The sequence below is a fragment of the Nostoc paludosum FACHB-159 genome, from assembly GCF_014698835.1.
GTDB lineage: Bacteria > Cyanobacteriota > Cyanobacteriia > Cyanobacteriales > Nostocaceae > Nostoc > Nostoc paludosum.
This window is the reverse complement of the sequence record NZ_JACJTU010000003.1, coordinates 169320-184548: the sequence shown is the minus strand read 5'-3', so window position 1 is coordinate 184548 and position 15229 is coordinate 169320. Positions and strand designations below refer to the sequence as shown.

11 protein-coding genes are annotated in these 15229 nt (G+C 41.9%); 9 read left to right on the top strand and 2 right to left on the bottom strand.

Annotation, left to right across the window (positions count from 1 at the left end):
* Nucleotides 1-68 precede the first annotated feature (68 nt).
* The 7 genes from H6H03_RS04625 (at nt 69) to H6H03_RS04595 (ending at nt 7610) form a co-directional block, all read left to right on the top strand.
* Nucleotides 69-1223, top strand: a complete 1155-nt coding sequence (locus tag H6H03_RS04625) for a glycosyltransferase (protein ID WP_190953967.1) — start codon at nt 69-71, stop codon at nt 1221-1223.
* Between the two features lie 100 nt (nt 1224-1323).
* Entirely contained in the window at nt 1324-2082 is a 759-nt protein-coding gene (locus H6H03_RS04620; RefSeq protein ID WP_190954083.1) for a sugar transferase, read from the top strand.
* Between the two features lie 583 nt (nt 2083-2665).
* Nucleotides 2666-3745, top strand: a complete 1080-nt coding sequence (gmd, locus tag H6H03_RS04615; protein ID WP_190953966.1) for a GDP-mannose 4,6-dehydratase — start codon at nt 2666-2668, stop codon at nt 3743-3745.
* Between the two features lie 23 nt (nt 3746-3768).
* Nucleotides 3769-4713, top strand: coding sequence for a GDP-L-fucose synthase family protein (locus H6H03_RS04610; RefSeq protein ID WP_190953965.1), 945 nt, complete (start codon nt 3769-3771; stop codon nt 4711-4713).
* 115 nt (nt 4714-4828) lie between these two features.
* The gene (locus H6H03_RS04605; RefSeq protein WP_190953964.1) at nt 4829-5404 is read left to right on the top strand and encodes a 5-formyltetrahydrofolate cyclo-ligase; all 576 of its coding nucleotides are present in this window, start codon (nt 4829-4831) and stop codon (nt 5402-5404) included.
* Nucleotides 5405-5443: 39 nt separating this feature from the next.
* Nucleotides 5444-6457 (top strand): catalase family protein, encoded by a 1014-nt coding sequence (locus H6H03_RS04600; RefSeq protein ID WP_242057726.1) that lies wholly within the window; start codon nt 5444-5446, stop codon nt 6455-6457.
* 316 nt (nt 6458-6773) lie between these two features.
* Nucleotides 6774-7610: a carbohydrate ABC transporter permease gene (locus H6H03_RS04595; RefSeq protein ID WP_190953962.1), complete on the top strand. Its 837-nt coding sequence runs from the start codon at nt 6774-6776 to the stop codon at nt 7608-7610.
* A gap of 120 nt (nt 7611-7730) precedes the next feature.
* Here H6H03_RS04595 and H6H03_RS04590 read toward each other — a convergent pair whose 3' ends face one another.
* Together H6H03_RS04590 and H6H03_RS04585 are read right to left on the bottom strand one after the other, a co-directional pair.
* The gene (locus H6H03_RS04590; RefSeq protein ID WP_313931787.1) at nt 7731-8378 is read right to left on the bottom strand and encodes a sugar transferase; all 648 of its coding nucleotides are present in this window, start codon (nt 8376-8378) and stop codon (nt 7731-7733) included.
* A 395-nt stretch (nt 8379-8773) separates the two neighbouring features.
* Nucleotides 8774-12736: a hypothetical protein gene (locus tag H6H03_RS04585; protein WP_190953961.1), complete on the bottom strand. Its 3963-nt coding sequence runs from the start codon at nt 12734-12736 to the stop codon at nt 8774-8776.
* Nucleotides 12737-13769: 1033 nt separating this feature from the next.
* Between H6H03_RS04585 and H6H03_RS04580 the strand changes: the two genes are divergently transcribed.
* Nucleotides 13770-14435 (top strand): Crp/Fnr family transcriptional regulator, encoded by a 666-nt coding sequence (locus H6H03_RS04580; protein ID WP_190953960.1) that lies wholly within the window; start codon nt 13770-13772, stop codon nt 14433-14435.
* A 14-nt stretch (nt 14436-14449) separates the two neighbouring features.
* Nucleotides 14450-15187, top strand: a complete 738-nt coding sequence (locus H6H03_RS04575) for a DUF2232 domain-containing protein (RefSeq protein WP_190953959.1) — start codon at nt 14450-14452, stop codon at nt 15185-15187.
* The last annotated feature ends 42 nt before the right edge of the window (nt 15188-15229 follow it).

Sequence of the window (15229 nt, the reverse complement as noted above, 5' to 3'; positions counted from 1 at the left end):
CACAAGGGGAAACTTTTCAGTTAACCTCATAAGTTGCCTAACTATTTTCCATTCATTACAAGTTAGCTGTGCCCTTGAAATATGCTCTGGTTCATGAGTGGTTGACACCCAAAGCCACAGGTGGTTCAGAACTCGTTGTACGGGAAATTTTGAATCACATTGATGCTGATTTGTATGCCCTCATCGATTTTGAATCCATAAACCCTGAAAGTTATTTGTATAAACGTCAAATTGGCAAGACGTTCCTTCAGCACTTTCCCTATGCCGATAACGGTATACAAAAGTACTTGCCTTTGTGGCCTTTGGCCATTGAACAACTGGATTTGCGGCACTATGACGTAATTCTGTCTTCATCCCATGCTGTTGCCAAGGGAATCCTTACCACTCCAGATCAGTTGCATATTTGCTACTGTCACAGCCCTATGCGCTACGCCTGGGACTTGACCTTTGATTATCTGCGCCAAAGCAAGCTGGGTAATGGTCTGCCTGGGTGGGTGACCCGATATTTATTACATCGTTTACGCCAGTGGGACGTATTGAGTGCCAATCGTGTTGATTACTTCATCGCTAACTCGCACCACACAGCTAAGCGCATTTGGCGTTGCTATCGGCGAGAAGCAACAGTGATTTACCCACCGGTGAATATTGACGAATTTCCATTTTTTCAGGAAAAAGACGATTTTTACCTAACAGTTTCTCGACTAGTGAGTTATAAGCAAGTATCGTTGATTGTCAAAGCTTTTAATCAACTAAAACGACCATTAGTAGTAATCGGTACAGGAGATGAAATGAAAAAGATTCGTGAGATGGCAAACTCAAATATACAAATACTGGGATGGCAACCCGATAATGTGGTAAAAAAATATATGGCTAGCGCTAAGGCGTTTGTGTACGCAGCTTGTGAAGATTTTGGTATTGCCCTAGTGGAGGCACAAGCCTGTGGTACGCCAGTAATTGCCTACGGTGCTGGGGGTGCTCTAGAAACAGTGCGAGATATTCGCTCTGATGTGGATACAGGGACAGGTATATTCTTCAGGACACAAACAGAGGCAGCTTTAGTGGAGGCAGTAGAAAAATTTGAAGTATATCAGGGTTCGTTCAATTGTGAGTATATGCGATCGCACGCCGCGCAGTTTTCACCGCAAGTCTTTGCAGATCGTTATCTAGATTTTGTAAACAAGTGCAACGAAAAAAGACCTTTTTGGAATAATGGTCTTGGTTAATAGGACTTATTTTTTAGGCTTTTGGCAATTTATCCCCAGAAGCATCTCATTTTGGCTTTAAGATTGGGACTATGTGTGGTGTGGATTATTAAGGAGTATGATGACTGCCCAGAGCTCACTCCTCTCCGGCAAGCGAGGCGTAAGGCAAGACACTAAAGCGTCTTGGCGTACTCTCCTAAAACGCGGTCAAAAAACAAAGACGCCTAGAGTTAAACCTAAAGGTTTATCTTTTCAGGGTTTAAACGGAGAGTTTGCCAAGCGACTGTTCGATATAGTGTTTTCGCTGTCAGTGTTGATTTTATTCTTTCCTGTCTACTTAATCTTGGCCTTGTTGATTGCTTTAAGTTCAGAAGGCCCGATTTTTTATATTCAGGAACGGGTGGGGAAAAATTACAAACCTTTTAACTGTATTAAATTCCGAACAATGGTCAGCAATGCGGACGAAATCCTCGTGCAAATGATGGAAACATCGCCCCAGTTGCGACAAGAATTTGAGACCAGTTTTAAGCTCAAGCAAGACCCACGGATTACTAAAATTGGTCGATTTTTGCGAATTACTAGCTTAGATGAATTTCCCCAGTTTTGGAACGTTTTAAAAGGGGATATGAGTGTAGTCGGCCCTCGCCCATTAGTAGCAGAAGAACTCCCAAAATACGGTAGTTACATTGATGAGATTTTAACGATCCGTCCAGGAATTACTGGTTTGTGGCAGGTGTCTGGGCGTAATGACATTCCCTACCCCCGGCGAGTCCAAATCGACCTGCATTACGTAAAATTCAGGAATTTCTGGCTTGATTTATGGATCATCTTAAAAACTGTTGATGTAGTGATTTTGCCTAAAAATAACGGCGCATACTGAGTAATTACTTAGGGCGGATTCTGGGGGCAACCATGCCCCTAAGTACTAATTTTTAGTGTAAAACAGGTACATAAAACTGGTTAAATAAGCCATTTGCTTGCAAAAAGATTTGCAACAAAGGAATTAGCTCTAGGGGCATACACTTGTACCCCCACCCATATATTCTGTTGCATTCTTGTTTCAAATTCGTAGAAGTTTTCTTTGCTTTTTTCTAGATAACTTTGTATAAATTTTTATTCTAAAGTTTTAGATAATCATATTTTCAAACCATCAGAAGACTAGTGAGCAAAAGCTCATTGAACGAAGTAACTTTATTAACTCTTCATAAAAATCAGCTAATTTATAAAATTTTTACAAATCAAAGATGGTAACATACTTACCAAATAATTATTAAAAAATTTTGAACTTGAGAAGTTAAGTCTTACTTGTTAAGTCACCTGTTCTTAAGTAGATTTATTTACTTAAAAGTTACACTATCCGTTAGAACTAGTAGGTTCACTATTAGGCAATTCAGCAATTACCTGCTAGGTTGTATCAGATCGGCTGTAACATTTTAATCAAAGAGAATAAGGGATAGTTGAGCATGACGCAAAACAAACGAGCGTTAATTACTGGTATTACCGGTCAAGATGGTTCATATTTGAGCGAATACTTGCTAGAACAAGGCTATGAAGTTCATGGGATAATTCGCCGGACATCCACCTTCAACACAGATCGCATCGATCACATCTACGAAGACCCACACAAAGAAGGAGTGCAGTTATTCCTGCATTACGGAGATTTGACCGATGGAACAACACTGCGACGCATCTTAGAAGAAGTACAGCCAGTAGAAATTTACAACCTCGGCGCTCAATCCCATGTCAGAGTCAGCTTTGACTCACCAGAATACACTGTAGATTCAGTGGGAATGGGGACACTGCGTTTATTAGAAGCAATTCGAGACTACCAACATCGTACCGGAATCCAAGTGCGATTTTACCAAGCGGGTTCCTCAGAAATGTACGGATTAGTACAAGCAATCCCCCAAAGCGAAACCACGCCATTTTATCCCCGCAGTCCCTATGCTTGCGCCAAAGTATACGCTCATTGGCAAACAATTAACTACCGTGAATCTTACAACTTGTTTGCTTGTAACGGCATACTTTTTAATCACGAATCCCCCCGTCGTGGTGAAACCTTCGTCACCCGTAAAATCACGATGGCAGTAGCCAACATTGTAGCCAAAAAGCAGAAAAAGCTTTACATGGGAAATCTCGACGCCAAGCGAGATTGGGGTTATGCCAAAGATTACGTTAAAGCAATGTGGTTGATGTTGCAGAAAGATCAACCAGACGACTACGTGATTGCCACTGGCGAAACTCACTCAGTCCGGGAATTTCTCGAATTGGCATTTAATTACGTCAATCTCAATTGGCAAGATTATGTCGAATTTGACGAACGTTATCTGCGTCCTGCGGAGGTAGAGTTGTTGATTGGTGATTCTGGCAAAGCACGGCAGAAGTTAGGCTGGACACCATCAGTAACCTTTGAACAACTAGTTTCCCTAATGGTAGAAGCAGACCTGCAAGCATTGGGTTACACTTCACCCAACGGCAATGGTTCGCAATTTCCCCATGACGTTGCTACTCTTCGTCAAGAACTTGGCGCTTTGCACTTCTGATTGAGTCTACAGAGGATAAAAATATGACCGCCTTAGAACTCAAAAATAAACGCATTCTTGTCACTGGTGGGTCAGGGTTTCTCGGTCGTCAGGTGATAGATCAACTGTCTCAAGCAGGTGCTGATAGTGAGAAGATTACAGTAGTGCGATCGCGTGATTGCGATTTGCGAGTTTGGGAAAATTGCCAACGTGCAGTTGACCAACAAGACATCGTTATCCATTTAGCAGCTCATGTTGGTGGTATCGGTCTCAACCAGCAAAAACCCGCAGAGTTATTCTACGATAACTTGATTATGGGCAGCCAGCTAATTCACGCTGCATATCAAGGGGGGGTGGAAAAATTCGTTTGTGTTGGTACTATCTGCGCTTATCCAAAATTTACTCCGGTACCATTCAAAGAAGATGACTTGTGGAATGGCTACCCAGAGGAAACTAATGCCCCTTACGGAATTGCCAAAAAAGCGCTTTTAGTACAATTACAAGCTTACCGCCAGCAGTATGACTTTAATGGTATTTACCTACTGCCTGTGAATTTGTATGGCCCTGAAGATAATTTCGATCCGGGAAGTTCTCATGTGATTCCGGCCTTAATTCGCAAGGTTCACGAAGCCCAAATTCAAGGAGATAAGCAACTGTTCGTTTGGGGTGATGGTAGTCCGACTCGTGAGTTTCTCTATTCTGTAGATGCGGCGCGAGGAATTGTCATGGGCACTCAATTCTACAACGAATCAGAACCAGTGAATCTGGGAACGGGTGATGAAATTTCGATTCTTGATTTAGTGACTCTGATTTGTCAATTAATGGAGTTTAAGGGTGAAATTGTTTGGCAAACTGACAAGCCCAATGGTCAGCCAAGACGCCGTTTAGATACTGAACGCGCCAAGCTTGCTTTTAATTTCACTGCTGGTGTTAGCTTTGAGCAAGGGTTAAAAAATACCATTGAGTGGTATCGTCAACACGCTGCATAATCTTACATTAAGGTGGGCAGTGCCCACCTGAGATTTTTTGAGCAAAAATTAGTGGTATGGCAGGCAATAGGCAACAGGCAACAAGCAACAGACAACAGGCTCAAAGTTTTTGAATGTGGACACAGTTAATCATCAACTAAATAAAGCCCAATTACGCCGTACTTTACTCAAAAAACGTCAATCAATGTCCATCTGGGAGTGGAGAGAAAAAAGCGATCGCATTTGCTTTCATTTACAAAACTCTACTTTGTTTAACCAAGCAAAAACAATACTCGCTTACTTTAGCTTTCGTCAAGAACCCGACCTCAGCCCATTATTTACAAACACCAAATACCGTTGGGGATTTCCTCGCTGCGTTAATCAATCCCTCTCTTGGCATATTTGGCAGATTGATGATTCCGTTCAAAGTGGCGCTTATGGCATTACTGAACCCCATCCAGATGCGCCAACTTTAGACCCGAAAGAAGTTGATTTGATTCTTACCCCCAGTGTAGCTTGCGATTACCAAGGATATCGCCTGGGTTATGGCGGAGGATATTACGATCGCCTACTCAGTTCGCCAGAGTGGTTAACAAAACCCACTATCGGAATTGTTTTTGATTTTGCATATTTACCCCAACTACCTATCGAACCTTGGGATAAACCGTTAAAAAATATCTTAACTGAAACTGGGTTGACTCCCCAAGACTAAAGGTTGAGGATGATGAAGAAACATCATCAAATATTTTTCATGAGTAATCCAGTATCATCTACCACCGACCAATCAGCAACGATCGATGAGATTGTAGCAACTAGCCTGCAAGCTCAACAACAAACAGGCCCAGATCTGCGCCAAATTCATAGCAAAAGTCATGGACTCCTTTGGGGAGAGTTTATTATTGAACCCAATCTTCCCGAAGACCTGAGAGTAGGTTTGTTCAAAACACCCCAAACCTATCCTGCTTGGATTCGTTTCTCTAATGGTGGTGCACCTGAAACACGTGGGAAATTTCGCTCCGACACCCAACCTGATGTTCGCGGTATCGCCATCAAGGTGATGAATGTAGAAGGGCAAAAAGTACTGGATGATGAAGAAAAAACTCAAGATTTTATCCTCAACAGTTATCCTACTTTTTTTACTAAAGATATTCGCGATTACGCTGATATCTTTAAAGCAGGTAGCGGACAACTTACTCCAGAACGCTTAGAAGAACTTGGTTATGCCTTTGCTTTGTTACAAAAAATTACTAGCAAGAACGTAGGCAACCCACTTTTGATTCAGTATTGGAGTATGGCTCCCTTTAAGTTTGGCAATCGGGTTGTCAAATTATCTGTAAAATCTCAACAAATCGAACAACCTCCAGAAACACTTCCCGAATCTGAAAACTACCTGCGGGAAGCAATAGTCAACCATTTGGCTGTTGGAGAAGCATATTTTGACTTTCTGATTCAGTTTTATATAGATGATGAAAAAACGCCAATTGAAGACCATGTTAAAGAATGGCAAGAAGCAGATTCACCATTTATTAAAGTTGCAACTATCCGCATTCCTAGTCAGAAATTCGACTTTGAAGAACGCAAACGTTTAGATGAGGGTACTATGTTTAGCCCTTGGCATACACTCCTAGAGCATGAGCCTGTTGGCAGTGTGAATCTTTCTCGCAAAAAGCTTTATAGCGAACTTGCAAAGCATCGGCGAGAACACATTGCCAAACGCCTACGGGAACCACAACCTTATGCAGAGGTTGGAGATTCACCACTGTAATTTGATTTCTAAGTGTAGGATGATAAGCAAACCTACTTGATTAGATGTTATCTAAATTAAATGTATTGCGGTGCATTAATTAATACCATTTTTGTATGAAGATGCGCCTAATCAGCCCACAAACGTGGGCTTTGTTTATCTAGCCCCAGGCTTATAGTTTGAGGATAAAACGCAACGAAATATCACATATAATGGCACATTAATGAATCGTCTGCAATTAATTCGTGTGCGTAAAATGTGGGCAAAAATGGGTGAGCATCCACCAAATATTTGAGCAAGTGCAAAATATTTAAAAATTTTGAAATTTATTAATCAAATGCTGAACTCGAAAAAATCACGATCGCAAATTCTGTTAATGTATACGCTATTGGGAGCGATCGCACTGGTGATGCTCTTTCCTTTGCTGTGGCTAATCAGTACAGCCTTAAAATCACCTACAGAAAATATTTTACAGTCGCCGCCACAGTTGTTGCCTGCGTCACCTACACTAGATAACTTTTCTCGTGTTTGGCTATCTTTACCTTTTGGACAATATTTATACAACAGCACCTTGGTGTCAGTGCTGACTGTTGGTTTAAATCTACTATTTTGCGCTTTAGCTGCCTATCCCTTGGCAAGGTTATCATTTGTGGGGCGAGACTGGATTTTTGTCGCCGTCGTCTCTACGATTATGATTCCCTTCCAAATCGTAATGATTCCTCTTTATATTTTGACAGTCCAGTTGGGTTTGAGAAATACTTATTTAGGGATGATTTTTCCGAGTTTAGCTTCTGCATTTGGGATTTTTTTGTTGCGGCAAGCTTTTATGAGCGTTCCCAAAGAAATAGAAGAAGCTGCCCGTATGGATGGCAGCTCGGAGTTGGGTTTGTGGTGGTATGTGATGTTACCAGCAATTCGCCCAGCATTAGTAACTTTAGCAATTTTTGTATTTATTGGTGCTTGGAGTGACTTTTTATGGCCTTTAATTGTCATCCAAGATGAAAATTTATACACCCTTCCCTTGGGAGTCGCCAAGCTAGCAGGTACATTTTCCCTTGATTGGCGGTTGGTAGCGGCTGGTTCTGTAATTGCGATCGCCCCAGTATTATTACTATTTTTGTTTCTTCAACGTTACATTGTACCCACGGAAACTGGTAGCGGGGTCAAGGGGTGAAGAAGACGCGGAGAGTGAGAGACGCGGCGACGCGGGGAATAACCAATGCCCAATGACGCCACTTGCTTCAAGTCGGCAGAGCCGCCCAACGCAGTGGCTCCCCCATGACCTATGCCCAATTTAATAAGCACCAGTCTTTTTCAAAACTACCCAGATTGTTTTCATAATTAGACTCAAGTCGTAAGTTACAGACCACTTACGTTGATAATCTATGTCCATCTTGACGATGGTTTCAAAATCTGTAATGCTCGAACGACCATTAGCTTGCCATTCTCCAGTAATGCCTGGTTTGACTCGCAACCTATCCCAATGGTGTGGGTCGTAATTCTTGACTTCATCAAGGGTGGGTGGACGAGTGCCAACTAAACTCATGTCGCCTAGCAAAACATTCCAAAACTGGGGGAATTCGTCTAAGCTAGTACGCCGCAAAAATTTGCCCACAGGAGTAATTCGAGGATCGTCAATAGATTTAAAGATGTGACCTTTGGCTTGGTTATCAACTAAATGCTTGAGTTTATCGGCATCCATAACCATAGAACGGAATTTCCATATCCGGAAGGGTTTTCCATTCAAACCGCAGCGAATTTGGGAATAAAATATTGGATTTGGATCGTAAATTAAGGTAACAATTCCTACAGGAATCGCAACCAAAAATGTGATAATCAGCCCGATAATGGCTCCAATAATATCAATTAATCGTTTTGCAAAGCTTACAGTTGAGGGATGTGAAGGCTGTTGCGAGCAATCAAGGGAATAAGAATAAATCACAATAGCTAAATTATCTACAACAGGAATTTTTGCATCAGTAGTGTAGACATAGACATAATTTTTATAAGAGTTTTAATGTTTTTATCTTCACTACTGAGTAGTAATATACACAAAAGCACAAGTAGAAAAAAACTCAAGACCTAAAGTTTACAAAATCTTTCAATTAACTATCCATATTGTAAATTTACAGTAAGATACTGTAAAACACAAGAAAAATTGCTATAATCACTAGGTATCAATTTTATAAAAAAACAATAGTTTTACTCGCAAGCTGACTGCTCTTAATAAATTTAATTTGGCGAGTCGGGAGATCCAGAGATGAGGGAGTGTTGGAAGACAGGGGGGAAAGATTTCTTCCCCATCCTCCCACCCTTCCCATGCCCCATTCCCCATACCTAATGACTATGAAGCTCTAAGGCGAAATTTACTATAAATGGTTCCTCCAGTGATTGCTGATTACTAGCCTTGATCTCATTGAGATAGCGGCGCAAAGCCAAAAGTTGTTGGGAATTGGGGCGGTAGGTGAGACTGCCTTGTTTTTCAAAAAGTGGTGCAGTGGCGATCGCTTCATAGTCAGGATTTTCTTGAGAACTCTGGGTGAGCCAAGTTGAGTCTGTAACTGAAGGTATCAAACCCGAAGGTAATTCACCCTCCAAAAAAGCTAATAGGCGTTGCTGACAAGTGCGGGTGTTGATACCTTGACCTTCAAATAACTGGATAACTTCCCCGAAAGATAACGATCGCTCTGGTAACAGGCGCAGCAATTCTGTAAATAGAAAATAATCAGTGTATTGTTGTCTAGGTATATCTAATACCTGGGGATGCAAAGGTAGCATCGCCAAACCATAGGCAACTCGACTGCAATTAGGAGCGCCGTTTTCGCCGAGATATAAATCTTGGATAATTTTCGCGCTGGGGAGTTTTTGTCGTAGCCAACGATTCACCGTCCCTACACATGCCACGCCACCAGTCAAGATAGCTTGATTAATGGCTTCTGTGGGAATACCACGAGCTACTAATAATTTGTTGAGTTCGCGGTTCAAGCGGCGGACAAAGGGGATAAATACTTGGCTTTCTAAGTCTCGCCGCCGTAAAATCCATCGCTGATCGGCTAACTCTAAGGTAAAAGAGTCTTGGTGTTGTAAAATCAGCTTCAGAGCGAGTGCTGCATCTAATATCGCCTGTCCCAGCAACGAACTTTCTAGACGCTGCTGGAGACGAATCCGAGCGGTGATATCTGGTTCGCCGACTCTAGGTAGTTGTAATTCTTCTAACCCTAAACTCTGCCAATGCATTTGGTCTAAACCGGGAATCGACGGTTGCCATTGCCAGGGATTAGTGGTAGCAGTTTTACTTTCGTTTTGGGTTGCTAAACGTGGTTGCCGAGATTTGGGTGGCAAAAGCAGCTGACAAATAATGTCTTGTTCAATTCCCTTGCCAGCATAAGCAAAACTGTGGAGCATGAAATCATTGTATGTCAATTGGGCTAGGGTTTCTGGCACATCGACTAGTAACATTTCTGTGGCAGCTGCCCCTATATTAATGACAAGGGTGTTGCCCACAAGGGAATTTTCGCTGGTTTTTGCAGGATGAGAATCTCGATCTTCGTTTAATTTTAATTTTATTTGCTCACCGTTAGCAGCATCGAGTTCGGGGAGTAGACTGGCGATCGCTTCTTCGACAAAAAAGACCTGCTGGGGATGTTGGACAAGTTTGCTAGTGAGTACAGCTTCTCTGACATTGAAGCGATATTGTTCTGACCAACTAGATGGACAAGTACAAATTACACCAGCAATATTATTAATAATCTGAGAAAAGTTTTGTTCGCTGATGCCAACAGCAGCAGCAATTAAACTAGGGGTGGTACTACCTCGATCGCACTTAAGAGTTAACAGTAATTTAGAGAGCGATCGTACAACCCAAATTAATGGCCCTGCCGAAAATTCATTTAATTGTAAAACAGGTTCCCATTTTTGTCGTTCACTTTTATAGGGAATAGCTATTTGTAAATAAGGCTTGAGTTGTGCTGAGTAAAGATTGTTTGTTGCATCCGATGTCGCTGGCGTAGGATTCTTATCTTGGGCGACAGCTGCGGGTGCTGTCTGTTCCTGCGCTTCAATGGTGTCATTTTCACTTTGGGGTATAGAAGCTGTAGGCAGATAAACCTCTGTTGGTAAACGAAACGATTGCTGAAAAGAAGTTGTTCCCGGTGAACTTTCTGCTGACCAGTAGATAGGATGTACAACTAAAGAGGAACTATTTAATAAAGCCGCAGAAATTCCTGTTGTACCCAAATCAATTCCTAAATACCAGACTGATTGGAGAACGTTGGTTGAAACTTCTGTATTGTTTATCGAGTTGAAATTTGGAGGTAAATAGCTTTCTGAAACGGAAGTTGTCTCTTGCTTTTTTTTTTCAGTTTTTGTCTCTAAATATAAGTTAGTTTCTACTTCGGAAACTGGCAAAACGTTGGTTAATATTTGGGAATTTTCTGGTTGTTGCTCAGGGGAAATTGTGGGGATTATCTCTTGGCTTTTTGCAACAGATTCCTGAGAAATTTCTAAGTTTGTAGCTGGTTGCACATCAGAATTTAGCTGGCGATCAAAATTAGCTAAATCCAGGTCTAATTGTTGCAACTGTTCTTCATCTAAGGAAATATCGGGGATGACTGGAGCTTGATTTGACTCTAGAGAAAGTAGATTTTCTTGTGGTGAAGCTGGAATATAGTTCTCTAAAGAAGATTCTTGGCGATCGCTTGTAGTCTCTGTGGCGATAACTTCCCTTGGCTTTGCTAACTCAATTTCTGGTATTTCTGGAGTGACTGGTGGTGTAGTTATAGCATTAATCACAGGCACTTCCAGAAGTTTCTCCTCAGTACTTACCTCAGGCAATAAATCAGTTAAGGTGCTAATTGTATCATTAACTTCTGGCTGAGTGCTGAGTTCTGCAAGCAAACTGTCTTCTGGCGAAATTTCTGGTGGCGAGGCTAGGTTAGTATCCTCTGCAAAAAATAGTTCTTCTCCTGAATCGGTAGTTTCTACCGTAGCCTGAGCATTGCTCAGATCGAAAAAATCGATGTCTGGCTCTGCAAATGATGTATCAGGTGTCGCAATCTCAGAATCCACAGTTGCAGGAACAACAGGTGTCTCCTCAGGGGTATTCAAAGTTGATGGAGAAGCTATAACAGAAGTTGGTGAATCATTAACAGTACCAAACAAACTCGCATAAAGTTGATCTACTTCATCAGCAATTAACGTAGAAATCTCTTGTGGTAATTCAGCTGGACTTTCAGAAGATTCAGATGAGTCTAAGCCAAGTTGCAACAGTACTGCATCTAAATCTTCTGTGAGGGTAGTAGTTTGTGGCTCAGGATTAATTGAGGAAGTTTCTGGCTGTATCAGTTCTAAAAGGGGAAGTGGAAATTCAGCATTGATATCAGTTGGCTGAGTCGGCGATGCAGATAATGTCTGGGCTTCTCCCTCTAACAAAGATGACTCGGTACTAGGGGATTGTTGCTGCAAATACTCCGTCAAATTGTTGAGAAAGTTGGCTATCAGCTGTTCGCCTTGGATTCCCTTGCTATGCATTCTTGCTAGTGCTTGGGATAAAGACTCGTAATACGTATTAATGTTGCGTTGTAATGCCTCAAAAACAACATTGACAGTCCCATCTAGTGATAGTAGGCGTCGATCTAACTCCTGAGCCAGTTGCGTTAATCGCTCTACACGTTCTGGGGACTCTAAAAAAGGTTGGCTTGCAAAAGATAGTGGTTCTGAGTTTGGGCGATCGATTCCTGCTGAAGAAAAGGAGGAATTGGCCAAAGTTTGTGCTAGCAGTGGCGTCAAATTTGGTACAAGCCGACTCATGAGTACCTGTAAAAACTCGGTAATCATCTGTTCTTGGTTTGTCAACTGCTGTGCCAGGGAGTAGTTTTGCAATCGCTTTTGTTCTAGCTGCCGAATTTCTTGGACGAGAGTGGCTCTTTCTTGCAATAGCCCTTCTAATTCCGCCCGTAACGGCTGCATCAATCTGGAAAATTCAGTTTTTAATTCTCCTGCTTCAACAGCAGTAGATTCTTGATTGGGTTGGGATGGTGGCAGTAAAAGCTGGTTGCGATCTCCATCGATAAATTTTGTTAACAAAGGCGATCGCGGTTCTCTGGGAAATTGATTTTCAACGCCGTCCTCTAATGCTTCTTTTTCTCGTAGCCTCACCAAAAAATCCCGAATTTCTTCTAAAACCTCTTTCGGGTCTTGCCCCTGACTAGGTAAAAATCGAGACAGACGCTTGCCGCCACTGGCAAGTAAGTTGTCAATGTCTGCAATCAGTTTTTGAATTTCATCTGCACTGGAAGTCACTTTCACTTACCTTAGCTACAACAATATGTCAACTAATGTGACAATTACTTTACAGTCATTGAAGTTTTGAGTGACAACAGCTGTCACTTGGACTTGTGACTGTCATTATGTTATGGATTACTGGGAGGAGTGGCAATCTTCAGTCAGTGTTTGTTTAACAAGCTTAGCTTGATTGCTCAAAACCGCTAAAATATGTGAGCAATAATTAACCTTTAACAGCAAGAAGACTCACACCATACCAGCGCCGGTCAGTATTGAGGCAGCATTCACTAGAAGTTAGGAAACCTCTGTTAACCCTGCCTCATCAATTATGAGTCACATAAGTAATGGTATTGTTCGTCTTGGGTCGTACCAAGACGAACAATACCAGCCACTAGACGAACAAATCTCTAGAAGCGTTTGTCTGGTCTGATATAATACACATGGTCGTTGACCTACCCGCTTGTATGGAACAGAAAGGCTAACTTCAAAATAGTCAGACTTGCCGCAGACACATCACTAGATCCGGGAAAAACATCTAGCTGGTAGCCAAGAGCAGTAAATCTAAGAGATGTTGTACACAAAACAATTAAACTGCCTATGAAAGATGGGCGGCTGTGCCTGTGTTCTCCCTTGAGGAGATAAAAATCGTAAGACCTCCAGACCCTGTATTAGACCAAATTAAACATCGGTTTAGTCAGGCAATGGCGAATGAGTCCGCAAACCTAGACTGTACCTTAAGATCAGTGCAGGTACTTTACTAGCTTGAGTATGATGAATGTTGTTTGCCTATATTTTTAAGTAATCAAGAGTAATCAAGTTTGCAGTACAGTTAGCCCCTAAGTAATACTTAAGCAGGCTATTAACTAGTTTTTGTAAAATTTTTGCCCTATCTAAACCCATAGGTAAAAATTGCTTAGAAAACCCCTGTTCTCACTTTCTTGTGTACTATGGGTTATTTTTATTGTTAAAAGGTGGCTGTGCTTTGATAGCTTAGGCTTAAAAATGCTCTTGTATGTCGTGTGTATATAGCAGCTTGAATAAAAATGTCCTGATGGAAGACCGATATGTGCCCTCATTTTTTCAGGGTTTGCCAGATGCTGTTGTGGAAACAGCCCTTACCCATCTTGTAACCCGCACTCACCCAGCTAATCAAGTGATCGTACTAGAAAATGACTGGGGCGGTGCTGTATATTTTATCAGAGAAGGATGGGTAAAAATTCGTACTTATAATTTAGAAGGGAAAGAGGTAACACTGAACATTCTTGGCAAAGAGGAATTGTTTGGTGAAATGGCGGTTTTAAGTGAAAAACGCCGAACTACTGATGTGATTACCCTGACGCCAACGGTAATTGGCAGTATGCCTGCTTCAGATTTTAGCAATTTACTAAAAATAGAACCTTTGGCAGGACTGAGATTAGCAAAACTGATGGCAGAGCGTTTACAGCAAGTGAATCGCCGATTACGCTTGCGGGAATCTCATAGTCAGTCACGGGTGGCAGATACATTGCTGTTTTTGGCAGAAGGACAGGGAAAAAAAGGGCAAACCGGAACCGAAATCCCAAATTTACCTCATCGCGAATTGAGTAGTTTGAGCGGATTGGCACGGGAAACGGTGACACGAGTATTGACAAGGCTGGAAAGAAGAGGCTTGATTAAACGGGATCAAGATATTATCTGTATTCCTGATATGTCAGCCTTAGAAAGAATGATTGTTTAACAACTTGTCAAAATATGAGCATTTTAAATTCTCTACCAGATGAGCCAGAGGAAGAACCATCGCCGGAATCTCAAACTCCTAGCAATCATTGGGTAGACAAACAAGAGTTAACCCGTCCTCAACTCAAGGCTGATACGCCGTTGAGAATGGTGGAAACAGCTTTTTTAGCCAGTACTGCTAGCCTAATTTGGTTTATTAATTTTTATTTTCCTTTAGGCCCAGTTTTGCGGATATTTTTTCCAGTACCGATCGCTCTAGTTTATCTCCGTTGGGACAGACGAGCAGCATGGATGGCAGCACTCACTTCTGGATTATTGCTGACGGTACTCATGGGCCCAGCCCGCAGTTTGCTATTTGTCATGCCTTACGGGTTTATGGGCGTGCTTTTGGGTGCGGCATGGTATCGTCGTCGTGTTCCTTGGATGGTTTCCATCACCTTGGGTACGCTGTTAGGTACTTTAGGAGTCTTTTTTCGGTTGTGGTTATTGTCTGTCTTATCAGGTGAAGACCTTTGGGTTTATGTCATTACCCAGGTGAGTGAGTTTATCGAGTGGGTATTTCTGAAGCTGAGTTTATTGACGACTCCCAGTGTGTTTTTGATTCAAATAGGCGCGATCGCTTTGATTATACTCAACAACTTTATCTACCTTTTTGTTGTACACCTAGCAGCATGGTTGCTTTTCGACCGCCTCGGTAACCCCATTCCCCGCCCACCACATTGGGTGCAAGTCCTTATGGATTATGAAGGGTAGTTATTAAGAATGTTGAGTGTAGGAGTTAATTATTCTCCTCAT